The following is a 24,545-nucleotide window of genomic DNA, read 5'->3' on the forward strand; positions in this document are numbered from 1 at the left end:
TCAGCCGAGGACAAACGGATCCGGCGTCTCGAGTGCAGTGCTGATCCAGACGCTTTTGGTCTGAAGATAGGAATAGATGGCGTCCTGGCCATTCTCATGACCTACGCCGGAACGCTTGAAGCCACCGAAGGGCGCCATGTAACTGACCGCGCGGTACATGTTCACCCAAACCATCCCGGCCTGAAGGCGCTCGGACATCAGTAAGGAGCGACGCATGTTCTGAGTCCACACCCCCGCCGCCAGGCCATAAGGCGTGTCATTGGCGATCGCAATCGCGTCTTCCTCATCCTTGAAGGGAATAATGCTGAGGACAGGGCCAAATACTTCCTCGCGTGCGATACGCATCTGGTTGTTCACGCCAGTAAAAATGGTCGGTTCAACAAAGAGACCGTTACCGCATTCCGGGTTGGTGGAAGGGTTGCCACCGAGTCGGCAGACAGCACCTTCAGCCTTGGCGATGGCGATATAGTCTAGAATTTTCTGGTATTGGGCGGGCGTCGTTACAGGGCCGACTTGTGTGGTGGGCAGCATGGGATCGCCCATCTTCGCCGTGCGTGCGAAGGCCAGAAGTTTCTCCACGAACTCATCATGGATTGACGCTTGAACAAGCAGACGGCTGCCTGCGACGCAGGTTTGGCCGGTGGCGGCCATGATGCCACCCACAACGCCCTTGACTGCGTTATCAAGGTTCGCATCATCGAACACGATGTTTGGAGATTTACCCCCGAGCTCGAGAGTCACTTTCTTGAAGTTCTTGGCCGCCGACTCATTGATTTTCTGACCGCCATACTCGCTGCCGGTGAAAGCGATTTTCGCGACGTCTGGATGAGTCACCAACGGTTCACCCACTTCCAGCCCAAAACCGGTTACGACGTTGACAACACCTGCGGGGAAACCTGCCTTTTCAATCAACTTGGCCAATTCAAGCGCTGAGGCGGAGGTAAACTCAGAGGGTTTGAGAACAAATGTGTTACCTGCGGCCAGCCCAGGCGCCAGCTTATTCACAGCCAGCAGCAACGGTGAGTTCCAAGCGGTAATGGCCACGCATACCCCAAGCGGCTCGTAACGGGTGAACGTAAACGTGTCAGCCTTATCGATAGGCAGTACACCCCCCTCAATTTTGTCGGCCAAGCCACCAAAATAATAGAAGTACTGGGGTAGGTACCGTACTTGCCCACGCATCTCAGCGAGCAGCTTGCCATTGTCGGCAACTTCAGTGGTGGCAAGGTGCTCAACGTTTTCAGCGATCAGGTCGCCCAGGCGACGCAACAACTGCCCACGCGCACTTGGCTTCATCTTTGACCATTCAGGAGAATTAAAGGCTGCTTTAGCGGCTGCAACGGCACGATCTGCATCAGCGGCGCGAGCGCGAGGCAAAGTGGCCCAGGTTTCGCCCGTGTAAGGGTTCTGGGTGTCGAAGGTTTCACCTTCAATGGCGTCAACCCATTCGCCGCCAATGTACATTTTGTAGTGAGTCATGCTGGTTCCCTTGTTCGATTCAGATAACGTTGCTGGCTTTGAGCGCTTGCAGCACTTCAGGAGAAAGACCCAAGAGACGGCTCAAAATGTCGTCGGTACTCGACCCCAGTGCAGGGCCGGTAGAGACAAACGCGGCAGGTGTTTTGGAAAGGCGGGGCATTGCGTTAGGCAGCACCAGCTCACCGATACGCGGATCCTGAACCTTGATCAGGTTTTCCCGAGCGGCAAACTGAGGGTCTTCGAAAATGTCGGCGATGGAGTTGATCGGGCCAGCAGGCACCTGCCCTTCCTTGCAGATATCCAGCAGTTCCTTCTGAGTGAAGCCGGATACCCAAAGAGCAACCAGCGCATTGATCTTGGCGCGATCTTTCACGCGATCGGGGCTGGTCGGGTATTCGATAGCCAACTCCGGCGTGCCCATGGTTTGCGCCAGTCGTTCGAACATACGATCGTTGCTGCAGGCCAGCGCGATCCACTCACCATCTTTCGTTTGGTAGTGGCTATGTGGGACGACATTGATCGTGTCGGCGCCCATACGCTCACGCACGTAGCCGTACTTGGCGTACACCGGCGCAATCTCGTCGAGCAAACGGAAGACCGACTCGTACAGCCCAATGTCAACGAATTGCCCCGTACCACCTGCCTCTACAGAACGCAGGGCGAGTAACACACCAATTGCACCCCACATTCCGGAGATATAGTCCGCCAGTGAGGTCGAGCCAGGAACAACAGGCGGGCCATCGTTTTCGCCTGCCAAAAATGCGAGTCCACCGAAGGCGTGAGCAATTCGCGCAAAACCCGGCTCGCCGCGTTTTGGGCCGGTCTGTCCATAAGCACTGACGCGCAACATGACCAACTTAGGGTTGATCTCCAGCAGCGACTCGAAGCTCAGGCCCCACTTCTCTAGGGTTCCGGGGCGGAAGTTCTCAAGCACTACATCTGACTTCGCCACTAATTGTCGGAACAACTCGGCACCCTGCTCCGAACGCAAATCGAGCGTCACTGACTGCTTGTTACGGGCCTCGCTGAGCCAGACCATGCTGTCGCCGCACTCAGTCGGGGTGCCGAATTTACGCAGGGTGTCACCCCCAGCAGGCTGTTCGATCTTGATAACCTCGGCACCAAAATCGGCAAGGATCGTCCCGCAAAATGGCGCTGCCACGAAGGTCGCGATATCCAAAACTCGGACACCGGCCATAGGCTGATTGTTATTTGTCTGGCCCAATTGAGACTCCTCAGATGCTGTTCTTCGACCGGCGCAAAAAGGTGCACCGGTGAGCTGAGGTCAATCCTAAAAGAAGCGCTGAAAGGGCACTAATCGAATAATCATTTCAATTATGCAATTTAATGAAATTATCAATATTTAGTATTTAATTCAATAGGTTAAGTAGATTTTACGAGTGCCATGGGATGCACCACTAGATCACGTGCATCACTGCACAATTGACCAAATGTTTACGGGCAGGTGAACGATGGTGAACACAAGAAGCGCCATTAGCATCCATTCAGTAGCACCCCATACAGCTTCAATGGGCGCTACTTTCAGGATGCCTGACGTTATAGGCAGCGCAGTGGAGAATTACGCTACGACCGATTCCTGGCCTCTTGCCAGGCATATCTCGCTGACCCGCAATCCCAACTTAGTATTACGAGATGGGAACACGTCTTTAAGCCGCTCCTCATGAATGGGGATAACGCGCTTGACCTGATAATCAACAGCTTTGAGCATGTCATCCGACGCTGCTACCAGGTTGGTGTTACTGCCCATCGCAAGGCCCACCGGTTTGATACTTAGTCGGCCGTCGATCTGGCCATCGATTACCTGCGGGTTCTTCACCAGGTTCTCGTAGACGTACACAAGATCACCTGCCAGCACCCATCCATTTTCAGACTCGCGCTCAAGGTCATTACGAACATGCAGCCACATGCAGCCATAGGTGTGGCTGTCGAACGCGACGTGAATATCGATGCCCGGAACCACATCTTCCAGAGCACCGTCCAGGCACTTCAAGCGGCCTTGCTTAGCTAGGTCAACAGCCCTAAGGATGTCCGACGGATCAGTACCCGCCATCATCCATTGCATATGCTCCGGTTGGGCCATAGCCCAAATCCACTTCGAGAGTTCGCGCTCCTGAATGTAAAACGTAGCGTTCGGGAAAGCGTCAGTATTGCCCAGGTGATCGAAGTGAGAGTGGGTAATGAATACAGTGTCCACCTCTTCCGGCGTCACCCCGCACTCTGCAAGTACTTCGCGAGGCGAATGCCAGTGTTCGACACCGAAACGTTCACCCAAGACCCCGCCATAAGCCTGGTGGTTGTAGCCAACGTCTACCATCATGGTTCGCCCGCCACCCTTGATAACGACGTAGCAATAAGGGAGCTTACGAACTCCTTCGTTATGCGCACCGTAAAGCACGCCACTGACGGGATAATTCACCACATAGGCATATTCAGCGACCCAGATGGAGTACGTGTTGTCGGTCATAAGGTGCTCCCAATTCTTGTAATTAGTAGTTGCACATGATGTGTTGCAGCTTTAAGAAATAGCGGTGGAGCCTATGTTGCAACACGCGCATGCGTCTTCAAATGCCACGGGCTGCATGGATACGACTGGATCGGCGGCGCAATGAAGGACAGCGGTGACTGCCTTTAACTGCGTAAGCCACTGCGCAAGCTTGAGGGTGAGTTCGCGGGTGTTCCGCACCGCAACGTTAAGGTCGTCGGCAACTTGGTAAAGCTGCCGTGCTGCTTCTCGGAGGTGGTTGAGGTGCACAGCCGCAGTGACAGGAGCGCTTAACGCGTAAAGCTCTTCAATACAGGCCTGCGCCTGCTCTTTTGGCGTTCTGGACATCTCAAAATAGGTATCGAAGCACCCCTTCGCCTGACCCAGTATCAGGAGCCCTGCAATTTGTCCGACGAGACTGTTCATCCTCTCGTAGTGCGGGCGAACGCGACTCGCGTAATACACCCATTCATCCGTACGCTCGTTGACACCAATAACTGCATTCGAGAGCGCTGATGGCACAGCCGGAACCGTGCCGAGCGAGATCGGCGCAAAGGAGGTAAGAGTTGCGTTCATCGCTGACCCCTTCATAGCTTGAGCATTCAACTCAATGTTGGCGTATTGCTCAGCTGCTAATTTTGTTTACGGGACGTTAGAACAGAAGCCATCTCAGGCCTTCCGCTAAGGGCATGCACTCTGCTGCGGAATAAGCGATGCTTCGCTAAAGCATGGGTGGCGTTCAGCAAAGAGTGAAAGGGACGAAGGGACGAGCATGAGGGTGTCTCCGAGCTTTTTATATTTGTATGGGAAAGACCTTATCCCACCGCTCATTGCACTGGCTATTTCAATAAAATTGGAGATTATTCAGTTTGATCGATCAATGATGTGTTAGACGCGACTCCGCTATAAAAGAGCCGCACCTAAGCGTTTCACCTCAATTGTGACCTCTGAAAATTTTTAGCCTGATTTTCGCAAAATCTATAATGAAGTTGAAATTACAGAGCCGAATAACCACCATCAACGGTTAATACGGTTCCGGTAACAAACGATGCTTCATCAGAGGCCAGAAAGAGAATAGAGTTTGCGATCTCCTCAGGCCTGCCAAGTCGTTTGATCATTTGTTTATCAGTCATCACCTTCAAATACTCTTCGGAGATATTACTGACTGCGGGAGTATCGATCGTACCTGGCGCAACGGCATTGACACGAATGCCCTTTGGTGACAGTTCGGCGGCGAGATGAAGTGCAAGACCTGACGCCACGAACTTGCTTGGGCCATAAACCGCCAAACCAGGAATCCCATTCAAGGCTGCGATAGATGAAAGGAAAATTATCGAGCCTGTAGCTTTAGGAACCATGTGAACAGCAGCATGCTTTGCAACAAGGAACATGCCGCGGGCGTTGATCGACATCACCTTGTCCCAGAGTTCTGCGGTTGCCTGCTCGAGATCTGCTTCCGGAATGATCCCTGCATTGGAAACGACTACGTCGAGTTGCCCGAAGGTTTTGATGCCTACCGCAATCATCTCGATAATATCTTGTTCTACAGATACGTCGCATTTTATAGTGATAACTTCAACGCCCTTGACTCGAAGCGAGTCAGCAAGCGTGCTCAAAAGATCGATATTAATATCAGACAGGACAAGCTTCGCGCCCTCTCGCGCCATGACCTCGGCGGTTGCTCGACCAATACCATTAGCAGCTCCGGTAATAACAGCCACTTTGGATTGCAAGCGGCCGAGTCCCTGAATTGAAGTAGTCATGTATACGATCTCGCTTAAAAAATCTATTAAAGTTGCGGGCAATTTTTAGCAGTTAGCCCAAGTTTGCAAATCAAGAAGTTGCGCTAAAATAGTTACTCAATCAAGGCTCGTATCGAGAGCCTTGATCTGGGCGGCAACTCAGATTACTGCGCAGCACCGCAACGCACTAATTAAATTATCATCGCGACTATGCAATTAAATCTAATAATCTCTCATCTCACTGACTTGCCAGCCGCCCGTGGGAGGCCGGCATCTTTCATCCATTATGGAAAATCTGCCCGATAGTGACGCATGCAAGTTAGCTATGCTTAACCGGGCGCAACAACTCCCACAGAATGAAGTGTATTTTTTGGCGCGTCATTTCTCGATATCGAGAGTAGCTAAGTCCGATCGCCCTTTTACGGCACGAATGGATAATTAGGCTTTGGTATCAAGCCATACAGAACCGTAACGTGTGTAGGCAGTAGGAATTTCAATGATTTCTTTCAGATCATCTGCTGCAGTGCGCACCCAGAATGGATCACGCAGCATTTGCCGACCGACAAACACTAGATCAGCTCGGCCGTTCTGCAGAATTTCTTCGGCTTGGCGACCACTCTGGATCACACCCACAGCCCCCGTAGCAATGCTGAGTTCCTTGCGTAGCAGTTCCGAAGCCGGTACCTGATAGCCCGGATAGGTTTGCACCTTGACCATCTTGATACCGCCAGAGCTGCAGTCGATAAGATCGACGCCCTGTTCTTTCATCCAGCGACCGTACTCAAGGAATGACTCGGGCGTGTTTCCGCCGTCGGCGTAATCAGAGCTGGAGATTCGAACAAAAAGGGGACGATCGCCCCAATGCGTTTTTACTTCCTCAAGCACCTCGCGCAGGAAGCGATAGCGACGCTTGGCATCGCCGCCATATTCATCATCGCGAGTATTGGCGAGTGGGGAGAGAAATTCATTCAGTAAATAACCATGTGCGGCATGGATCTCAAGCACATCAAAGCCCGCTTCACTGGCGCGTCGTGCGGCGTCGCCATAGAGCTTTACCAAACCCGGAATTTCGTCAGCCGCAAGTGCACGAGGCACTGGGCTGGTTTCCGTGAATGGGATGGCCGATGGCGCAATGTGAATTAGATTGGGCAGGTCAGCGTTGCGCCCCGCATGGCCGATCTGAGCACCAGCTTTTGCACCAAAACTGTGAAGCAGTTTGGTCAGGGCTTTCAAGCCGACGACGTGAGAGTCGCTCCATATACCGAGGTCACCGGCTCCGATACGACCATCGGCGTGGACTGCAAGCGTTTCGGGGAAAATTAATGCAGCCTGGCCCAAGGCGCGGGCACCGTAATGCACTCGGTGCCATTCAGTAACGAAGCCGTCATCGGCAGCCATGTGCATGCACATAGGCGACATGACGACGCGGTTTTTCAGTTTCATGCCTTTTATTTCATGGGGGGATAGCAACAAGCTCATTTGATATATTCCGTAGTGATTGATACGGAATGATGCTAACGTATGCACGTCGAATACGTAAGTACGCACTTTTTTGTGCTATAGGCACATTTTTTATACCTAGGAGCTGAAAGATGAAGAAATGTACGCCTCAAGGGGAAATAGAGGCGTTTGCCTGCCCCGTTGCGTTCACTGTCGACGTCATCGGTGGCAAATGGAAAGCGCTTATATTGTTCCATCTAATGTCCGGAACGAAACGTTTCAACGAGCTACGACGGCTTATGCCAGATATTGCTCAGAGGATGCTCACGCTCCAGCTGAGAGAGCTGGAGACAGATCAGGTTATTCATCGTGAGATTTATCGCGAGGTTCCGCCAAAGGTGGAGTATTCGCTTACAGAGTTAGGGAGTACGCTCATGCCTTTGGTAAAGGCGATGCGGGAATGGGGAGCAGTACATGAGCCTGCGATTTTGACGTTCAGGCGCTCTGCAATCGAAGGAAAACCCTTGGAGTATCTTGGCTAGTAAACACTTTAATACAAAAGGCCATTCTCAGGCCCTTTGTGCTAACTTGTCAGCAACGAGTTAAATTTAACAATTTAAAACTCTCAAGATTAGTTTAATACTGTTGCGTTTAGCTTTTAGAGAAGTGGGATACTGTAGCTAACAAACACCCGATTCTGATCTTGATCACGTGCGGCTTCGCTATTGGATTTACCGTTACGCCAACCAAAGCCAACGCCTTTGAGCGCTCCCGACTGAATAACGTAGTCCAGAAAGATATCCCTTTCCCATTCCTTCTGATTGTCGCCGGATCTCGTCTTAATATTGTCCCCGGAGAGGTACATGACCGAGGCTTTCAGGCCAGGAATACCCAAGGCGGCAAAGTCATAGGCGTACTGACCAAATGACGTACGTTCCCCTGCGCGGGTGAAGCTCTGGATCAGACGGTCTGTGTATAGGTACAGGCTGCTACCTCCGGCGCCTTTATCCACTAAACTACCCTGGTTCAGCTGGGTGAAGCTGCTCCCGTCCGAAACGCTTTGGTAGCCCGCAGTAAATGCGTGGGCGCCAAGGCTATAAATTAATGCAGCACTCCAAAGACGGTTGTCGATCACGCCATCACCGTTCTTTGTGTAGCCACTGATTCGGTAACCTGATGTACCGGAGCTGTTTTCACCTGACGAGTCAGTTTTGAAGTAGCGAAGATCAGTTTTAAGAGATTGGTTATCCGAGATTGCAAGCGTGTGAATCAGTCCGAAAAATTGCTGGTTATAGTAATTATCGAGATGAGCATAGTAGTACTGAGCCGTTAAATCCTTGGTGACTTTCCAGTCGCCCCCTGCGAAAGCGAACTGGTTGCTTTCGCGCGTACCCCCCATAGCGGCCAGCCCCGTCTGATCAGTTGAACCGCGACCAGTAGCATGTTCAATCCGCCCACCCGTCAGGGTCAGATCCTTGAACTCGCTCGAGGTAATTTGGCCACCCTCGAAGGTTTGTGGAAGCACCCGTCCATCGTTGGCGACCAGGATCGGTAGTTTCGGAATCAAGGTGCCGTAGCGTAGTTCGGTCTTCGACATTTTGACTTTTCCGGTCAGCCCCAGCCGGCTCCACTCGTCGACGGCGCGGTTGTTACTGTACGATGGAATCATAGAGCTGCCGACGTGTCGTCCCTTGCCAGAATCCAGAGTAATTCCCAGCAGTCCCAAGGCATCAACGCCAAAACCAACGGTTCCATCGGTATATCCCGACTTGAAATCCAACATGAAACCTTGCGCCCACTCTTCGGTTTTCGAAGGCGCAGCGGTACCATCCCGGTTGTCGTTATTGAAGTAAAAGTTCCGCATTCCCAAGGTGGCTTTGCTGTCACTTAGAAAGTCAGCAGACGCCTGGCCACTTATGGCAATGCTGACAAACACCAGTTTTACAGATATTTTCTTTAGACTCACTGTATAACGCTCCGATTTTTATTATTGGTAAGCAACAGAAGCAACAACTAACTCTCCCTACAAATAAAACGCACCCGAAAGCCACAAAATTTATCAACAGCACTGAGATATTAATAGGCGAGGCTGGAATGCTTTTTCTATTATTCGAAAGATGCAAACTAGCCTTATGATCCGTTTAACTGCATCAGTTTTTACGAAAATCTCCATTCACGCCGCTTACATCTTCGAAAACGACTCAGTTTTTCCCAACGTGATGTACTCAAGCATTAGCTATTTGAGGCTAAACGGATAATCGCGTCACGACTGCCTGCTTGCTCTCGAAGTAAAAATTTCTGGATTTTACCAGTTGCGGTTTTCGGCAACTCCATAAAAACCACTCTACGCGGACATTTAAACCGTGCGAGACGGGCCTGACAGAACATCATTAGTTCTGCCTCGGTCGTAGGTTCTACACCCAGTTTCAACTCGACGAACGCACATGGCACTTCGCCCCATTTGTCATCAGGCTGAGCGACAACAGCGGCATGTAAAACAGATGGATGACCGTGAATGGTTTCTTCGATTTCTACAGACGATATATTCTCGCCACCGGAAATAATGACGTCCTTGCATCGGTCGGTAATTTGTACATAACCGTTGGGGTGCACCACGGCTATATCACCAGTATGAAACCAGCCGCCTTCAAAGGCTTTTCGGGTTGCGCTTTCATTCTTCAGATAGCCCATCATCACGGTATTTCCTTTGAGCAGTAGCTCACCCGTTGTTTGGCCGTCTTTCGGTACTGGCTGCAAAGTTTCCGAGTCCGCGACCATTACGCCTTCGAACGCTGCAGATCGAGCCCCTTGCTGTACACGAAGAGCACCCTGCTCACTCGGTGTTAAATCATCCCAACCGTCTTGCCATTCGCAGCCAATTGGGGTGCCGGAAACCTCTGTAATTCCATAAACATGGTTAACGTCAAAGCCATGTGAGACTATCGCATTCAGTACGGTAGCAGGAGGTGGGGAACCAGCAGTCAGCACTCTAACCGGACTTTTGAGCGGCGGGCGATTTGCGGCGTTCGCGATCATTGCCATCACAATGGGCGCCGCACAGAAGTGATCGACACCATGGTTGTCTATCGACTCAAAAACCGTCTCTGCGGAAACTTTTCTTAGACACACATGCGTGCCAGCGACGGCAGTGATAGCCCAGGTAAAACACCATCCGTTTGCGTGGAACATCGGTAGTGTCCACAGATAACGAGGTGCACGAGAAAGCGGCCAGTTGGTGATCTGCAACATACTCATTAGGTATGTCCCGCGATGACTAGCCACTACACCCTTCGGATCACCGGTTGTACCTGAAGTGTAGTTGAGCGCAATCGGCTGCCACTCGTCACTGGGCCATACGCCCTCGAAATCAGGGTTACCACTAGCGATAAACGTTTCATAATCGACCTCCCCAATGCTCTCGGAAAGTGGAGCTAAGTGATCATTGATGTCGATGACAATTGGACGATGCTCAAGGAGTTCAATTGCGGCATTAGCCAGCGCGGCAAACTCTCGATCAACCAAGAGGAGCTTGCACTCCCCGTGACGAAGTATGAATGCCACGCCTTCTGCATCCAGGCGGTAGTTAACGGTGTTCAGAACTGCGCCGCAGAGGGGTATCCCAAAATGCGCTTCGAGCATTGCCGGGGTATTAGGAGACAGGATTGAAACGGTGTCTCCGGCCCCCATTCCCTTTTTGGAAAGAGCCGAGGCCAATCGAAAGCAACGTTCGCGGGTCTCACTCCAGGTTCTGCGAAGTTCGCCATGCACCACAGCTACCCGATCCGGGTGCACGATAGCTGCACGATCAAGAAAACCAAGTGGAGTCAGGGGCAAATAGTTGGCCTTGCATTGTTCAAGCCCATTCTCGTAAGCACCAGGCTTCATGATGTCGTCTCCTTATTATTGTGATGAAAAGTGGAAAACGCGCCCACAGGTTCCCGATCCGTGACCAAGGTGTTCTCTATACAGGACTCGTCGGCGTATCCAAGGCTCATTCCGCAGACCAACATTTGATCTGCCGGGATCGCAAGGGCCTGCGAAATAACGTGGTGATATTTCAAAAACGCTGCTTGCGGGCAGGTGTGCAAGTTTCTGCCACGCGCCGCCACCATCACTGCCTGCAGGAACATTCCATAATCAAGGAGACTTCCTTCTTTCAAGACTCGATCAATGGTGAAGATCAATCCTACTGGCGCATCAAAAAAACGGTAATTGCGGCCGTGCTGTGCATGCATCCGCTGCTTGTCACCCTTCTCGATTCCCAGCAATCCGTAGAGTTCCCACCCTACTTTCCTTCTGCGATCCACGTAGGGTGAAGTCCATTTTTGTGGGTAATATTCGTATGCATCTTCAAGGTGGTTGCTGAGTGACGGATTATTGTCGACCTCGGCAATGGCACATGAGAGATGAGTCTTCGCTTCTCCAGTGACAACATGGACGCGCCAAGGCTGCATATTCACTCCAGTTGCGCAGAACCGAGCGATATCAAGGATCGCTTCGATTTCTTCGCGTGGAACAGGAGTGGGCAAAAAGGCCCGAATGCTGCGTCGTGAAGCTATCGCCCAATCAACCGTTTGGCTGAGAAGCTCAGACGATATTGGCGGTTCGGATAAGCGATTGATTTTCATACCTTCAATTCCACGAATTCAGCTTCGGTCAGGTGCATCAGGGGAGTAGCTAGACGGTGCTGGGGCTTTTTTGACTTGAGTAGAGTCAGCACGCGACTGATTGATCATGGTGACTGCGACTGCGCCGATGAGCCCAGCAAGGCTGATGGCCATAAAGTTTTTCTCAAGCGGAAGGTTTAACGACACCAACCAGCCGATGAGAACCGGTGCGACGATTGCGCCAATCCTTCCCACTCCAGACGCAAAGCCCACACCGGTTGATCGAATCGATGACGGGTAGAAATCTCCTGCATACGCATATGCCAACAACTGGGTACCCAGGGTCGATGCACCGACAACGAACACCACGGGGAAAAGCAAAGTCGTTGAGCGCGTATAACCCAAGATGGTTAAAGCAATTGCACCGACGATGTAGAAGCAGACCAGTACGTGTTTGATGTTTAATTTGTCACTCAACCATCCACCGCCGATAGCACCGGCGATGGCCCCCACATTGAAAACAATCACAAAGTTCAACGCCGAGCCAAGACTGAATCCCGCCATCGCCATAAGCTTGGTTAGCCAGGAGTTAAGGGCGTAGACCATGAACAGACCGGTCATGAATGCCGCCCAGATCATGACGGTGCTAAAACCTCGACCATCCTTAAACAAATTGCGAACTGGTGCTTCTTGTTTATCCACTATTCCGGCATTCCCGGTCATAACAGTGTTTTCGTCAATGATGAGAGTAGGGTCTAGCTTTCGAGCAATTGCTCGCAGCTCATCCTGACGTCCGGTTTTGAGCAGGTAACCTATGGACTCGGGCATGGTCTTCAGGATCATGGGAATCAGAAGTACTGGCAGCACCGCCACATAAAACACCCACTGCCATCCGTGACTCTCAATGAGTTGCTTGCCAGTCATCGCAACCAAAATACCGCCCACGGAGTACCCTGCGAACACGAGAGTTACCAGCCGAGTACGTAATTTGAGTGGAGAAAACTCACCCATCTGGGCGGTGCAAATTGGCAGTACACCGCCGATCCCAAGACCAGCGATAAAGCGCGAAATGCTGAAGCTGATAGGATCACTGGTGAGACCTGCCGCTGCTGTGAAGATACTGAACAAGGCAACGCAGACTGCGATCATCTTGGGGCGCCCGATACGATCCGCTAGCGTTCCAAGAAAAATCGCGCCCAGCATCGTTCCGAAGAGCGCAGACCCGGCCATTATTCCGGCGCTAGTTGGATCAATGTTCATGTCTTTCATGATTGCCGGCAGGGCCGCACCCACTACGGCGAGGTCGTAGCCATCGATGATCAGAATGAGCACGCACCAAAACAGAATGAGCCTATGGAAGCGGTTGAACTTCGACTCAACTGCGAGTGTATAAACGTTTACCGGCTGCATATCGCGTCTCCTTCGATCTTGTTTTTTTTGTGAAGTGCACTTGCATCTGCCTCATCAGGCACCTGGTCTTTGGAGTTATATCGAGGTTGAACACGCACCGTTTGAAGGCTCGGTGGTTTGCTTGATATGCGACGCAAAGGGTGCCTGCGTCGCATCGTAGAAGTTGCCTTTGCTGAGGCCTATGCCCAGCGACTTCGTTCTGCCTGACCGATTTGGACACCAACAGCTCGTCATAAACGTCGAGGATGACTTTAGCGAGAGATGCCCATCGGCATCCGGCGGGTGAAGCGCGTTGCAGATCTCAGTACGTAATCCGGCGGGAAGTGGTTCTCCTGCTCCGAAGGAAAGGCTGTTAGATCCCGCCCGATTCGTCAGCATTGGAGCGGCGATAAGCGCCAGGGCTCACTCCCGTCCACTTCTTGAAGGCACGATGAAATGCGCTGCTCTCCTGGAAGCCAGTGAGAGCAGCCACTTCGGTTACGGTCATGTTCGGTTGGCACAGCAGATTGATTGCCATGTCACGTCGCAGATTGTCTTTCAAACGCTGATAGCTAACGCCCTCGGCCTGTAGTCTTCGCTGGAGCGTCGAATAGGATATGCGTAGCGTGTTTGCCACCTTATCCAGCTCTGGCCATTCCTCCGGATTCAGGCCTCGCAATTTCATCCGGATCTGGGCGCTGGTGCTGTCCTCGTTACGATATTTCACCAGCAGACTGGCAGGCGACTCTTTCAAAAACGCCGATAGGCTGGCTTTGTTTTGCACGACCTTGAGGCTCAGAAACGTGCGATCAAAACGAATCATCGTAACGGGAGCACCAAACTGGATTTCTTCACAGAAGCGCATCCGATAGTCACTGTCGTCCAGTGGTCGATTCGGTTTAAAGCAAAGTTCCTTTATCGGAATACGCCTATTACCCAGCCAACAGAGCAGCCCATGAACTAAAATCAACCATGTTCCGTAGCTAAACAGGCGGCGTTCAACGCCTTTGTCATGGATAACAATGACGGCGCAGTCGTCTTCAATCTTCAGCTCACCGTGAATATCGTCCAATACGAGGCGTAAGAATTTCAGAATCCGACGCAACGCTTGCTCTAACGACTCGCAGTCAATTGACGACTGGCACATCAATTGGAAGCTGCCTCGTCGCATTGGATGGCTATCGATTCCGAAAAACTCATCATCGAGCAGATCTGAAAGTGCGACCCACAAGCGAGAGAATGCAGCAGCCGAAACCCTGGCTTGGGGAGAAGTCAAGAGTTCCGGATCTATACGCGCTTGCTGCAATGCGATGGAGGTGTCCAGTTGGCGTCGCGATGCGCCATCGAGAGCTTCAAGCACCAATCCAATTGAAGTCGTTCCCTTATCCTGGATGAGCACGCTTATTCCTCTGCGCATATGATTTCTGACGTGATGCTGAGCTTTAGGTCTTTTCGGTAATTCTACTTCGAACAACCTGACGAGCCTCAATTCTTTGTGTACGTTTCAGCTTCCCTGCATTGAATGTCAAGTGCATGTGCCAGCCCTTTTCTTGATGCCTGGCCTCGATTGTCCAAAGCATTCAAACAATCTGAGGCGTTTGAGCATTGTCGGGATCACTGACCGCCGACACTATCGGTTCAACAATCTTCGGCGTGGCTGACACCTGAAGCGAACCGGCATTTGAGCCTTTTATCTGTCAAGTAACCGCTTGTGCGGTACTACCCACTTTTAAGGGGACATCATGCGCATCGAAAACTCAGTCTTTCTAATCACTGGCGCAGGTTCCGGACTCGGTCTGGCATCGGCGCGTGAATTGGTGGCCCGGGGTGCAAACGTGGTGCTGGTTGACGTCAACGAAGCATCTGGTGCAGCTCGCGCTGACGAGCTGGGAGAACGTGCAATCTTCGTTCGAGCCGATATCACCAGTGAAATTGACTGCCGAACAGCAATAGCCTCTGCAATTAGCACATTCGGTGCGTTGCATGGTGTGATCAACTGCGCGGATATTGCACCAGCCGAACGGGTTTTAGGTCGTAATGGCCCCCATAGACTGGAAAGTTTTCGTCGAACTGTCGAGATCAACTTGATCGGAAGCTTCAACATGGTTCGCCTTGCCGCCGAGGCTATGGCGGGGGGAGCCCCCAGTGTCGAGGGAGAGCGCGGCATAGTCGTGAATACAGCCTCAGTCGCCTCGTATGACGGACAGACAGGCCAAGCCGCTTACGCCGCATCCAAGGGCGGCGTCGCTGCCATGACACTGCCATTGGCACGCGACCTGGCGCGTTCAGGCATCCGTGTGATGTGCATCGCACCCGGAATATTTGAGACCCCTATGATGGCGAGTATGCCTCAGGAAGTGCAGGCATCATTGGCACCCTCCACGGCTGGGAAGACCTTCAGAATACGCGTCCTTGGCAGCGCACATCATCGAAAACTCCATGCTCAATGGTGAGGTGATCCGTTTGGATGGCGCTTTGAGAATGGCCGCGAAATAGATCGAGCTAAACGTCTATGACCGGTCACTAGCCCCGCCCAAAAATGAAACAGAAGATTCAGTTATGAGCTATCAACAAAATGCCTGACCAGAAAGAAGGGGCGCGAGCATTTGTGAGGAAAAGCACAGCTAAGTTTTGAGCGGAAGTGTCGCGAGTTAAACGCTGCGAAATCGAGGAGATACCGTGGCAGATAAAGAGCTGTTTTGGGAAGACTTCATCCTAGGTAGAACTTGGACAGCCAAGCAATCTGATCCTATCACAACGGAACAAATTATCGCTTTTGCTGCCGAGTACGATCCTCTCGATATACATATTGACCCTGACCTTGCCCGTTCGAGTCCGCTTGGGGTGCACTGTGCCAGCGGGGTACAGACGTTCGGTATCTCGCAACGTTTGATGTGTGATGCCTTACTTCTTCAGACAAACGTCGTTGCGGGTGGGAAGATTGATGGCTTTAGGATGGTTGCTCCAGTCGTGCCTGGAGACATTCTCACGCTCTCAGCTCAAGTCGTTCGATCACTCATCCACGCTGGAAACCATGCACGAGGGTGGGTTGTATTTAAAGCTGACGTCGCTACGACGGCGGGGAAAACCGTCCTTGTATATGAGGTAACAGTATTAATACTGCGCAGGGGCGATTCAAACCTCGCCTCGCTGGTATCTCTCCAGGAAACCTAGAAGCTCATATCGGTGAAGCAATGAGAAAGAACGATCTTCCCGTAAAAACCCGTCTAACATGCGGCCGCGTCTTCACATGGAGGAAGAAATTGGCGCGTGGCAGGGAGGATGTTCGCTGCTGCTCGGAGCGCTGGACGCACCCAAAATTGAGCCAAAAAAAAGGGCCATCACCGGCCCTTATGTAGTCAACCCCAAATCACTTGCTTAGCCAGGATTCGACAGTCGCTGCGCCATGCTCAGTTTTCCACTCCTTCAGGCCGCGATGGTTCCCGCCTTTCGTTTCAATGATTTCGCCGGTATGTGGGTTCTTATAAACCTTAACCTGGCGGGCTTTACGTGTGGCTTTAGGCTCAGATACTGGAGCGCGACGGCCTGCATGTGGATCAAGCAGGTTGATCACGTCCTTCAAGCTGTATCCGTATTTTGCGAGCAAATCGCGCAGCTTGGTCTCGAATTCTATTTCTTTCTTGAGGCCAGCATCACCCTTGAGGGCCTCGAGCGCTTGTAGCTGTTCGGCGAGGTGTTTTTCAAGCTGGCGGAATTCTGCGAGTTTGGACATGAGAACTTCCCTAGTAATAAGTATTGTTACGTTACAACAGGATAGACACTCAAATGAAGAAGAAATATCAATACTTAGCTCCCATACTCTACTAGAGCATTTGGCCTTCTTCCGGAGAGGGGCGTTGTTACCAGCGGCCAAGCCTTCGCGCGGCTTTAGTCTGATCTGGGTATGTAGACCAAACGCCCACTAATCAGAAGCCAAGAGCTTTTTAACTTCAGCGATTATCAAGTCGATGTTGAACGGCTTTGCCAACACCGCATCAAACAGATCCGATCTCTCCATGCCGATGTGGGCCTGAGCACCGCTCATCAGGATGATCGGCAATTGATTAGCCGAAGGTAGAGCTCGAACGGCTGTGGCGAATTCTAGGCCGTCCATCACCGGCATCATAAAGTCGGTGATGATCAACGCAGGCCGTTCTCTTTCGAGCACGTCTAGTCCTTTTCGGCCGTTGCTGGCGGTTACCACCATGAACCCTTCATCCTCTAGCGCGAAACTGAGAATGTCAGCGATCAAATACTCGTCGTCGACGACCAGGATGGTGGTCATTTTAGTTCAACCTACTCAAAAGCTTAAGAAATTGAACCGGGAGGTGACTCAGTGGGGACTGATGGTTCATGTCTTGAAGCCTTTGTCAGGAAAACATCTTGATCATGGATGACTACCTCAAAGCGCGAGGGGTCATAAGAGCTGTCTCGTACTTTAAGAATGGAAAGCGTCCTGCTTAGTTCAGAGTGATTCTCAGAGAAACGCATAAGCATCAGGTTGTCGACGATACTGGACAGGTCAGAGTTTGGGGCGCTGACCTCTGAACCAAACAGATCGCGCATTTCCCAGGATGCAAATACCGTAACGCCCCTGGATCGGAGCTCGTTCATCAGAGCACTGAAGAAGTCAGTAATCCGTGCGGGATTTGTCGATACTCGTGTCATACCGCTAAGGCTATCGATGAACAGGCGCTTGATGCCCTTTTCTTCAACGATACTCAGCAATCGTGCGCCGAGCCCATCCAGCAGGCCTTCAGTGGTGGGCTGCCAGGCAATGCTTAAGGCCCCGCTGTCCTCCATACCCTTGATATCGATACCCAGTGATTGGCCTTTAAGTCGCAGCCGTTGTGGGCTTTCGTAAAAGCCAAAATGCAGTCCTGGAGCATCGACCGTCGACTCGGCAAGAAATTTGAGACCCAGAGTCGTTTTACCAATGCCGGAAGGGCCAATCACCAGAGACACGCTGGAACTGTAAAGGCCTCCACCTAATATGCCGTCAAGCGAACCAATGCCACTAGGAATACGCGTCATGTCGGCGCTGTCTGGGGCGGACGGGTGGCTGTAAAGACTTTCGAGTCGAGGGTAAACCACCAACCCATTGTCGGTGATCTCGCACTCATGAAGGCCTGTCATCGCTCCACTGCCGCGAGTTTTACGCAGCTGAATACGACGTACCGAGCGAGTGCCAAATAGCTCTTCGCCCATTTCAATTACGCCATCAACCATTGTGTGCTCAGGGCTGCCGTCGTCGAGACGGGAGCTGGTGAGAAAGAGCACTGTGCAACCAGCGAAAGCAGCGTGCCCTTGAAGCTCAGAAATGAACTTCTTGGTGTCAATGTGCGAGTCGGCTTTTGAGCGAGCATTGAGCAAACCGTCTACCACCATCACGGTGGCTTTTTGGCGGCTTATCTCGCGCCGAAGCAGTTTCACCACCTCGTCCAGTCCTTCGTTTTCCAGGGTGTCAAACGCGCTGACAAACTGAATTTCGGCTCCCACTTTGGAAGAGTCGAAAAAGCTCATAGTAGAAAGAAACTGAAAAAGACGGTCGTGTGACTCGGCCAGCAGTGTGGCGACCAGAACCCGACCTCCATTGTTCGCATGGTGGAACCCAAGTTGGTTGGCTAGGATGGTTTTGCCAGAGCCTGGCCGCCCTTGGATTATGTATGAAGCACCCGCGACCAGCCCTCCCTTGAGCAGAGCGTCGAGCCCTTCGATTCCACTTTGGAGGCGTTTTAGCTTTTCCACAATGCGACCCTGATCTGAAAAACAGGCTGTTTAAGCCGAGTGATGGGAATGCTAACGCCATTTACGCTCTAGAGCCATCCAGACCTAAAGCATGGTGGGTTGTTCACCAGAGGATGTAGTCCCAGATCGTCTCTCCCATGTACGACCTCCACCAGCACTTACGCAGAAAGGTTGGAATCGCGAAAAGTGCCGCCCCGCACCCTCCCCAGATTACCCACATACGCCGAGTAGCATTCCTCAGCTTGAATACAGTTCTCGCATGACTATCCGGCCCTGAATCAGCCCTAAAGAGATTGGTACATCCTGTTAGGAAACATCGTAATGAATGGCACTATGAAATACGTCAAAAATGGATCTTTTATCGAACCATTTATCAACTATTGTAAGGGCACGCACCAGGCAGCAATAAGAAATTTTGATTCAGTCAAAGCATTTAAAACACTCTTCACTGAGAATTAATATTAATTATAAAAACCATTCCATTGGTATTGGGGCATGCGCTATTTTAGTGCTATCAGTCCTGCGCTTTTCCACCATCCAACCTCCAGCCCGAGAAGACTTTGTAAAATGTCCTTCTCTTCGACAGAAATGGCTGACGACATGCGACTTGCGTAGCAACCTCGTAGAACTTAATGATATAAGTTGCAAGCATTTACACGAATGGCAGGCTGCCAACAAATCACCTGTTCTTAATAGTTTAATGAATAAAAATTTAGGTAAATAACTAACCGGATATCCGTCCGATCATCACGTCTTACGCTCAATAGAACCCGCTGGAGCAGAAATCCTAGTAGAATTCATGGAGCTCATTACCGCCCCGTTGAGATATTCTATGAATTCTGATTTAACTGAAGAAGAAATGCGTCTTGCCCTATTTGGTACGCCTCTGCCCGAAGACCAGGTGTCTGCGCCTCAAGTACAGGAGCCTGAGCCAGAGGTGGTAGCTACAAAGCCAGCAGAAGCTCCCCAAGTGAAGAAGAAAGTGGCGAAAGCATTTACGCCCAGGCTGAGGGTCACGTTACGTGTTGGAAACGAGTTTGAGGGGAAAATGATCGAGTTGATTCACGAGGCTGATACGTTGAGCTCGTTGCTTGCTGAGCAAGAGGCTATGAAGGCAGCAAAGAAGAAGTACAAATACGTGGAAGTGTTATCGGTTAAATCGATGTAGAAAACGCAGCTGGGCCGATGAGTTAAAACGTCGTGCGCCTAGGGAGGTCTCTTATCTCTCACGAGCAAGCCCCTCTTCACTCTGCTCTCTACCTGAATCAACTCGCCGGCGTTGTCGACAAACAGCCCGTCACTTGGGGGTAAGTCTGGCAAACCAGCATAATTTTGTTTTTGGGTTCAAAGCCATGATTAATCATGCAACGCTGCACTTCAGCAGTGCGCCCGATGCTGGCGACGTCCAGATTCGACCCAAGTGGTTTCGCATAGCCGCACGCATACATCACTGGTAGGGCTTCNGTGAAATGCTTCATCTTCTACAAACGGCAACGCTTCGAGCTGCGACAAACTGAGCGGACGACCCTGCCTTTCTTCGACGCAGGCTGGCATATTCTCCATTATTTCACAGTATTCAAAGCCGTCTTTACGGGTAAAGCCGAGGCGCTGCATACACTGAAAGTGAATTATCTGTTCGTTTATTGGGAAATGGTTTTGTGGCCCTGCCACAGGGTCGCCACATTCTGCCATTGCGGCTCTTACACCATCTACAGAGGTCGAAGTGCGTTCCCATTGGGTGAATTCCGGTGATGGGGGGCAGCCGGTGAGTAAAAGTACCGATGAGATCAGGATTGGGATGGTAATGATCTGAGATTTGCTGAACATATTTTGTCCTTAATTTATGTCAGGCCACGCGAATGGTGTCCAACTCTTCGGGGCGAATAATTCCACCATATGACTCCTACAGTACCAGCCGCTACCTGGGCGGTCTCAGGTATGTCGGGTGTCAAAACTGGTGGTTGATCTAAACGATGTCCGTTCTTGATGAAAGCTGACAAGAACTACTCATGGACAGGCAGGACAATGCTCCAGTTGCCGTCCATCAACATCTACAGCCAACGGGATGTACGACTCAGGTTGATCATTCATCGACGTCTGACTCCCCTGAGAGCGGCTTAACCAATTCTGGGCCCTGATTACGAACGCTACCCACAGCCTTGCTCACCTTATACCAATGAAAATCGGTACCAGGCCGGCAGTGTTCCATCGCGATTTCCCGCGCACGTTCAGGGGAAGTATCCAAGGCAATCCATTCGCGGGCATGCTCAGGGGCCAAAACCAGCGGTTTCCGATCATGGATATCTACCATCCCTTGATCACTGGCGGCGGTGATGATGACGAAGCCGTCGCGAGGGTCTGGCTCCAAGCCCTGGTGAACCTCAGCCAAACCAGCGAAGAACATCGGAGCGTGATCCCTCAGGGTGATGAAGTAAGGCTGCTTTTTCTTTGAATCAGCCGGATCTTTGACCCACTCAAACCACCCGTTCGCCGGTGCAAGGACGCGACCGTTTGGCCAGAGCTGATTGAAAAACCTCCCTGTCACGAGTGTTTCAACCCTGGCGTTTATCGGATCAGGACGCTTTCCTTTCGCCCAAAATGGCGACCATCCCCACTTCACCTTATCAATGCTTAGCTTTTCGTCTAAGGGGCGAATAATTTCCACCCGGGTCGAGGGTGCGACGTTGTATCGCTCTACTGGCCAAAGATCGTAGCCGTTGATCACAAGCTGCTCTGGCGCGAGCTCCTTCAGATAGTGATCCATCGATTCGTAGATCGAGTAGCGTCCGCACATGCTGTCACCCGTCGAATAGTGATGCTTATGAGATTGACCACAAGCGAAGCAAATCGTTAACTGTATATACGTACAGTCTACCAATCTAAGGCTTGCATCATGAGCATCACCATCCTCGGCCCACTCGCTACTGGCGGTAAGAAGCTGCCCCTTTATTCATCCAAGGTGCCGGCGGGCTTCCCCTCCCCTGCAGCTGATCACATCGAAAAGCACATCTCCCTTGATGAGCTGTTCGATATTCGAGCCCCGCACGTGTACCTGGTGAGAATCGATGGGGACAGCATGCAGGGCGCAGGAATCTATTCAGGGGATCTAGTGGTCGTTGATCGGAGCATCGATGCGGTCAGCGGCGACATAGTCATCGCAGCACTCAACTCCGAGCCCTTCTGCAAGCGTCTGCTTTTGCGCGAGAACGCCGTGATGCTGTTGTCAGAGAATTCAAAGTACCCGGCAAGGCATGTGATGGAGGGCGATGATCTGGTGATCTGGGGTGTAGTGAAATACAGCGTGCGCGATCATGACAACACGTGAGCCCGTCTTTGCCCTGATTGACTGCAACAGCTTCTACGCGAGCTGCGAACGAGTGTTCAGACCCGACCTGGCAAAGACACCTATCGTGGTGTTGTCCAACAACGACGGCTGTGTGATTGCGCGCAGCTACGACGCCAAACCCTTTGTGAAAATGGGCCAGCCGTACTTCCAGATCAAAGACCATCTACGCTGGCATGGAATCGTGGCCTTCAGCAGTAATTACGCTTTATACGGCGACATGAGCGAACGGGTCATGACGATCATCGAATCGATGGTGCCAGCGCTCGAGGTCTACAGCATCGATGAGGCGTTTGCCGATCTCACTGGCCTCCCAGGCGATCTATCTGCCTTTGGGCGGCATATGCGTTCCACTCTTTTCAAGCGCACAGGCATTCCTGTCGGTGTAGGCATCGCACGCACCAAGACACTGGCCAAGCTCGCCAACCATACCGCCAAGCGACTGCTGGACATCACTGGGGGTGTGGTAGATCTGTGCGACCCTTTCAAACGGGACTGGACGCTGCGCAACACCGATGTTGGAGAAGTCTGGGGAGTCGGCAGGCGCATGAAGGCACACCTGGAAACGATGGGCATCAAGACCGCCATGGACTTGGCGAAAGCCGATCCGTGGATGCTTCGCCAGAAATTCAGTGTGGTGATCGAGAAGACTGCTCGCGAGCTTGCCGGCACTTCATGTCTGGAACTGGGTGAAGCAGACCCACCCAAGCAAGAGATTTGCTGTAGCAGGATGTTCGGCACCCGACTCACGCAGATCCAGCCGATCAAGGAGGCCGTTGCTACCTACACCCAGCGTGCGGCAGAAAAGCTCAGAGCGCAAAACTCGCTGTGCAAGAAGATCCGCGTGAGTATCAGGACAGGCATGTTCAATCCCGAAGAAGCGAAGTACGCGAACGGCGCACTCGTCGAACTCCCCTACCCCACAAACGACGTTCGACTCATGACCAAGGCTGCGACTGAAGCCGTCAATCGCCTCTTCCGACCAGGCTTCAAGTACAGCAAGGCGGAGGTTCTGCTGATGGATCTACGACAGCCAGGGGAATTCACCGATGATCTGTTCGCGCAATCGCAGCCGGTGATGGCAGACAAGGTCATGAGCGTTCTGGATGAGATCAATGGACGTTGGGGAAAGGGAGTTTTACGAGTTGCGAGTGTTCCGGTGGCGCCAGGTTGGGCGATGCGTCGAGAGTTGATGAGTCAGAGCTACACGACAAAGGTGGATCAGTTGTTGATGGTAAAGGCTAGGTAGCAGACAGGTGCGGTCTGGCTATGCTCGAATGATTCCGGAGGTGCAGTGCTACCTGCAAGATGTAACCAATGAACGTAAAATCAAGACGTTACCTGTCGTTAGATTTCCAGTAGATGAGCCAAAGCTAATTCGATTTTTCACATACCTAAAATCAAGCATCTCTTACCTATTGAAAGTATCCGTCCGTACCAATAGGATGATCCCGCAGCAACTAAAATAAAACCAACATCAAGGAGAGATTTTATGGCGCTTAAACCAGGCCCCAAACCGATTGCCAAATCAACCGGCGAAGTTGATAAGCGTCGTCGTGACAATAAAGACACGCCAAGTAACAATCCTGACTTGAAGCCTAGCAAGTCTACAAAAAAATAGCTTGTCGCTGGCAGAAGCTACTTTAATGGTAGCTTTTGTCATTGGAGTTTCCAGGGGGTGGATGCATAGCCTGCAATTTCAATTTATCTAACAATCACTACGTGCTCTACGAGCGCTACAACGATAGATCGAATTTAATCATTGCGGCATTTCCTAAAAACTGAATTACCGTGCGATTTTTAGATGTAATCTAGGCTCGTTGTTCATAATTTATTTCAACTCTACTGGTAACTGAACCGCCCCTGTTTCGCAAACAAACTGAACGATAGCTTTTGGCTGCAAACAGCCTTCGCAGGCTGCTCCAGAAAAACGACCAGTCGGCTGCTAACCGAGAGCATCGCCCCACGCGAAAGCATATTTGCGCCCATGATTTTGAGCTTAAGACACAGGGAATTTTACTCTGGTCACCTTGGGTAAAAGCACGTTTGCTTATGCGTCTAGTGCACCGTAGGCGAGCGCCAGCGAAGGTGATCAAGGTGGTGATGGCTTTTAGCCTCAATGCCAGCTAGATTGGGAGCTTTCTAAGATCAAGGATGAATATGAAAAAGCTCATCGCAGTAATGGGGATATGTGTCGCACTTGGCGGTTGCGCTACGTCCCACTACACCGCAGGACGAGACTTTCCGTCGGCCAGTGTAGCGAGCATCACCAAAGGNNNCAAAACGACGACTAC

The 24,545-nt window shown here is 51.6% G+C and carries 22 protein-coding genes and 2 pseudogenes (1 of these 24 running past the window's edge); 9 read left to right on the forward strand and 15 right to left on the reverse strand.

Going from position 1 to position 24,545, the window contains the following annotated elements:
- The 6 genes from AO064_RS08735 to namA form a co-directional block, all read right to left on the reverse strand.
- Nucleotides 1-1,479, reverse strand: a complete 1,479-nt coding sequence (locus AO064_RS08735) for an aldehyde dehydrogenase (protein ID WP_064053050.1) — start codon at nucleotides 1,477-1,479, stop codon at nucleotides 1-3.
- A 19-nt stretch (nucleotides 1,480-1,498) separates the two neighbouring features.
- Entirely contained in the window at nucleotides 1,499-2,704 is a 1,206-nt protein-coding gene (locus AO064_RS08740) for a CaiB/BaiF CoA transferase family protein (protein WP_208602899.1), read from the reverse strand.
- A 354-nt stretch (nucleotides 2,705-3,058) separates the two neighbouring features.
- Nucleotides 3,059-3,964, reverse strand: coding sequence for an N-acyl homoserine lactonase family protein (locus AO064_RS08745; protein WP_064053052.1), 906 nt, complete (start codon nucleotides 3,962-3,964; stop codon nucleotides 3,059-3,061).
- 51 nt (nucleotides 3,965-4,015) lie between these two features.
- Nucleotides 4,016-4,558, reverse strand: coding sequence for a hypothetical protein (locus tag AO064_RS08750; protein WP_147469650.1), 543 nt, complete (start codon nucleotides 4,556-4,558; stop codon nucleotides 4,016-4,018).
- Nucleotides 4,559-4,977: 419 nt separating this feature from the next.
- Nucleotides 4,978-5,745 carry an SDR family NAD(P)-dependent oxidoreductase gene (locus AO064_RS08755; protein ID WP_064053054.1) on the reverse strand — a complete coding sequence of 256 codons (768 nt, stop codon included), beginning with the start codon at nucleotides 5,743-5,745 and terminating at the stop codon, nucleotides 4,978-4,980.
- A 417-nt stretch (nucleotides 5,746-6,162) separates the two neighbouring features.
- Nucleotides 6,163-7,203, reverse strand: coding sequence for an NADPH dehydrogenase NamA (namA, locus tag AO064_RS08760; RefSeq protein WP_064053055.1), 1,041 nt, complete (start codon nucleotides 7,201-7,203; stop codon nucleotides 6,163-6,165).
- Nucleotides 7,204-7,316: 113 nt separating this feature from the next.
- Between namA and AO064_RS08765 the strand changes: the two genes are divergently transcribed.
- Nucleotides 7,317-7,706: a winged helix-turn-helix transcriptional regulator gene (locus AO064_RS08765; RefSeq protein ID WP_064053056.1), complete on the forward strand. Its 390-nt coding sequence runs from the start codon at nucleotides 7,317-7,319 to the stop codon at nucleotides 7,704-7,706.
- Nucleotides 7,707-7,822: 116 nt separating this feature from the next.
- Here the strand turns inward: AO064_RS08765 and AO064_RS08770 are convergent, their stop codons facing one another.
- The 5 genes from AO064_RS08770 to AO064_RS08790 all read right to left on the reverse strand — a co-directional run bounded on the left by AO064_RS08770 (nucleotide 7,823) and on the right by AO064_RS08790 (nucleotide 14,559).
- The gene (locus AO064_RS08770) at nucleotides 7,823-9,130 is read right to left on the reverse strand and encodes an OprD family porin (RefSeq protein WP_064053057.1); all 1,308 of its coding nucleotides are present in this window, start codon (nucleotides 9,128-9,130) and stop codon (nucleotides 7,823-7,825) included.
- Between the two features lie 266 nt (nucleotides 9,131-9,396).
- Nucleotides 9,397-11,049: an AMP-binding protein gene (locus AO064_RS08775; RefSeq protein WP_064053058.1), complete on the reverse strand. Its 1,653-nt coding sequence runs from the start codon at nucleotides 11,047-11,049 to the stop codon at nucleotides 9,397-9,399.
- Nucleotides 11,046-11,792 carry a nitroreductase gene (locus tag AO064_RS08780; RefSeq protein ID WP_064053059.1) on the reverse strand — a complete coding sequence of 249 codons (747 nt, stop codon included), beginning with the start codon at nucleotides 11,790-11,792 and terminating at the stop codon, nucleotides 11,046-11,048. The genes AO064_RS08775 and AO064_RS08780 overlap by 4 nt, the downstream gene beginning before the upstream one ends.
- Before the next feature lie 18 nt (nucleotides 11,793-11,810).
- The gene (locus AO064_RS08785) at nucleotides 11,811-13,181 is read right to left on the reverse strand and encodes an MFS transporter (protein ID WP_064053060.1); all 1,371 of its coding nucleotides are present in this window, start codon (nucleotides 13,179-13,181) and stop codon (nucleotides 11,811-11,813) included.
- 352 nt (nucleotides 13,182-13,533) lie between these two features.
- Nucleotides 13,534-14,559 (reverse strand): AraC family transcriptional regulator, encoded by a 1,026-nt coding sequence (locus AO064_RS08790; RefSeq protein ID WP_244159505.1) that lies wholly within the window; start codon nucleotides 14,557-14,559, stop codon nucleotides 13,534-13,536.
- Nucleotides 14,560-14,902: 343 nt separating this feature from the next.
- Between AO064_RS08790 and AO064_RS08795 the strand changes: the two are divergent.
- The 3 genes and pseudogenes from AO064_RS08795 (at nucleotide 14,903) to AO064_RS30125 (ending at nucleotide 16,519) form a co-directional block, all read left to right on the forward strand.
- Nucleotides 14,903-15,656: pseudogene (locus AO064_RS08795) on the forward strand (SDR family NAD(P)-dependent oxidoreductase).
- A gap of 183 nt (nucleotides 15,657-15,839) precedes the next feature.
- Nucleotides 15,840-16,334, forward strand: coding sequence for a MaoC/PaaZ C-terminal domain-containing protein (locus tag AO064_RS08800; RefSeq protein WP_064053062.1), 495 nt, complete (start codon nucleotides 15,840-15,842; stop codon nucleotides 16,332-16,334).
- Between the two features lie 20 nt (nucleotides 16,335-16,354).
- Nucleotides 16,355-16,519, forward strand: a complete 165-nt coding sequence (locus AO064_RS30125; RefSeq protein WP_082893906.1) for a DUF2256 domain-containing protein — start codon at nucleotides 16,355-16,357, stop codon at nucleotides 16,517-16,519.
- 11 nt (nucleotides 16,520-16,530) lie between these two features.
- Here AO064_RS30125 and AO064_RS08805 read toward each other — a convergent pair whose 3' ends face one another.
- From AO064_RS08805 to AO064_RS08815, 3 genes are all read right to left on the reverse strand, one after another.
- A complete protein-coding gene (locus tag AO064_RS08805; protein ID WP_064053063.1) occupies nucleotides 16,531-16,893 on the reverse strand; it encodes a histone-like nucleoid-structuring protein, MvaT/MvaU family in 363 nt (120 codons plus the stop codon).
- Between the two features lie 189 nt (nucleotides 16,894-17,082).
- Nucleotides 17,083-17,445 (reverse strand): response regulator, encoded by a 363-nt coding sequence (locus tag AO064_RS08810; RefSeq protein WP_064053064.1) that lies wholly within the window; start codon nucleotides 17,443-17,445, stop codon nucleotides 17,083-17,085.
- A gap of 23 nt (nucleotides 17,446-17,468) precedes the next feature.
- Complete coding sequence (locus AO064_RS08815) at nucleotides 17,469-18,911, reverse strand: ATPase domain-containing protein (RefSeq protein ID WP_167355317.1); 1,443 nt, start codon at nucleotides 18,909-18,911, stop codon at nucleotides 17,469-17,471.
- An 829-nt stretch (nucleotides 18,912-19,740) separates the two neighbouring features.
- Between AO064_RS08815 and AO064_RS08820 the strand changes: the two genes are divergently transcribed.
- Nucleotides 19,741-20,076: a hypothetical protein gene (locus tag AO064_RS08820; RefSeq protein WP_064053071.1), complete on the forward strand. Its 336-nt coding sequence runs from the start codon at nucleotides 19,741-19,743 to the stop codon at nucleotides 20,074-20,076.
- Nucleotides 20,077-20,991: 915 nt separating this feature from the next.
- Here AO064_RS08820 and AO064_RS08830 read toward each other — a convergent pair.
- Complete coding sequence (locus AO064_RS08830) at nucleotides 20,992-21,702, reverse strand: SOS response-associated peptidase family protein (RefSeq protein ID WP_064053067.1); 711 nt, start codon at nucleotides 21,700-21,702, stop codon at nucleotides 20,992-20,994.
- 99 nt (nucleotides 21,703-21,801) lie between these two features.
- Between AO064_RS08830 and AO064_RS08835 the strand changes: the two genes are divergently transcribed.
- The 4 genes and pseudogenes from AO064_RS08835 to AO064_RS31565 form a co-directional block, all read left to right on the forward strand.
- Complete coding sequence (locus AO064_RS08835) at nucleotides 21,802-22,233, forward strand: LexA family protein (RefSeq protein WP_003191471.1); 432 nt, start codon at nucleotides 21,802-21,804, stop codon at nucleotides 22,231-22,233.
- Nucleotides 22,220-23,500, forward strand: coding sequence for a translesion error-prone DNA polymerase V subunit UmuC (gene umuC / locus AO064_RS08840; protein ID WP_064053068.1), 1,281 nt, complete (start codon nucleotides 22,220-22,222; stop codon nucleotides 23,498-23,500). Before AO064_RS08835 ends, umuC begins: the two co-directional genes overlap by 14 nt.
- Before the next feature lie 243 nt (nucleotides 23,501-23,743).
- Nucleotides 23,744-23,872 (forward strand): hypothetical protein, encoded by a 129-nt coding sequence (locus AO064_RS31470; protein WP_256588646.1) that lies wholly within the window; start codon nucleotides 23,744-23,746, stop codon nucleotides 23,870-23,872.
- Nucleotides 23,873-24,411: 539 nt separating this feature from the next.
- A pseudogene (locus tag AO064_RS31565) lies at nucleotides 24,412-24,545 on the forward strand (hypothetical protein); it runs 245 nt beyond the window's last position.

The organism is Pseudomonas marginalis (genome assembly GCF_001645105.1).
Classification (GTDB): Bacteria; Pseudomonadota; Gammaproteobacteria; order Pseudomonadales; family Pseudomonadaceae; genus Aquipseudomonas; species Aquipseudomonas petroselini.

Coding starts and splice junctions, on each gene's coding strand:
- AO064_RS08805 (WP_064053063.1), bottom strand. CDS start 16,893: ATGTCCAAACTCGCAGAATTCCGCCAGCTTGAAAAACACCTCGCCGAA.
- AO064_RS08810 (WP_064053064.1), bottom strand. CDS start 17,445: ATGACCACCATCCTGGTCGTCGACGACGAGTATTTGATCGCTGACATT.
- AO064_RS08835 (WP_003191471.1), top strand. CDS start 21,802: ATGAGCATCACCATCCTCGGCCCACTCGCTACTGGCGGTAAGAAGCTG.
- AO064_RS08785 (WP_064053060.1), bottom strand. CDS start 13,181: ATGCAGCCGGTAAACGTTTATACACTCGCAGTTGAGTCGAAGTTCAAC.
- AO064_RS31470 (WP_256588646.1), top strand. CDS start 23,744: ATGGCGCTTAAACCAGGCCCCAAACCGATTGCCAAATCAACCGGCGAA.
- AO064_RS08735 (WP_064053050.1), bottom strand. CDS start 1,479: ATGACTCACTACAAAATGTACATTGGCGGCGAATGGGTTGACGCCATT.
- AO064_RS08780 (WP_064053059.1), bottom strand. CDS start 11,792: ATGAAAATCAATCGCTTATCCGAACCGCCAATATCGTCTGAGCTTCTC.
- namA (WP_064053055.1), bottom strand. CDS start 7,203: ATGAGCTTGTTGCTATCCCCCCATGAAATAAAAGGCATGAAACTGAAA.
- AO064_RS08775 (WP_064053058.1), bottom strand. CDS start 11,049: ATGAAGCCTGGTGCTTACGAGAATGGGCTTGAACAATGCAAGGCCAAC.
- AO064_RS08745 (WP_064053052.1), bottom strand. CDS start 3,964: ATGACCGACAACACGTACTCCATCTGGGTCGCTGAATATGCCTATGTG.
- AO064_RS30125 (WP_082893906.1), top strand. CDS start 16,355: ATGAGAAAGAACGATCTTCCCGTAAAAACCCGTCTAACATGCGGCCGC.
- AO064_RS08830 (WP_064053067.1), bottom strand. CDS start 21,702: ATGTGCGGACGCTACTCGATCTACGAATCGATGGATCACTATCTGAAG.
- AO064_RS08750 (WP_147469650.1), bottom strand. CDS start 4,558: ATGAACGCAACTCTTACCTCCTTTGCGCCGATCTCGCTCGGCACGGTT.
- AO064_RS08765 (WP_064053056.1), top strand. CDS start 7,317: ATGAAGAAATGTACGCCTCAAGGGGAAATAGAGGCGTTTGCCTGCCCC.
- AO064_RS08820 (WP_064053071.1), top strand. CDS start 19,741: ATGAATTCTGATTTAACTGAAGAAGAAATGCGTCTTGCCCTATTTGGT.
- AO064_RS08755 (WP_064053054.1), bottom strand. CDS start 5,745: ATGACTACTTCAATTCAGGGACTCGGCCGCTTGCAATCCAAAGTGGCT.
- umuC (WP_064053068.1), top strand. CDS start 22,220: ATGACAACACGTGAGCCCGTCTTTGCCCTGATTGACTGCAACAGCTTC.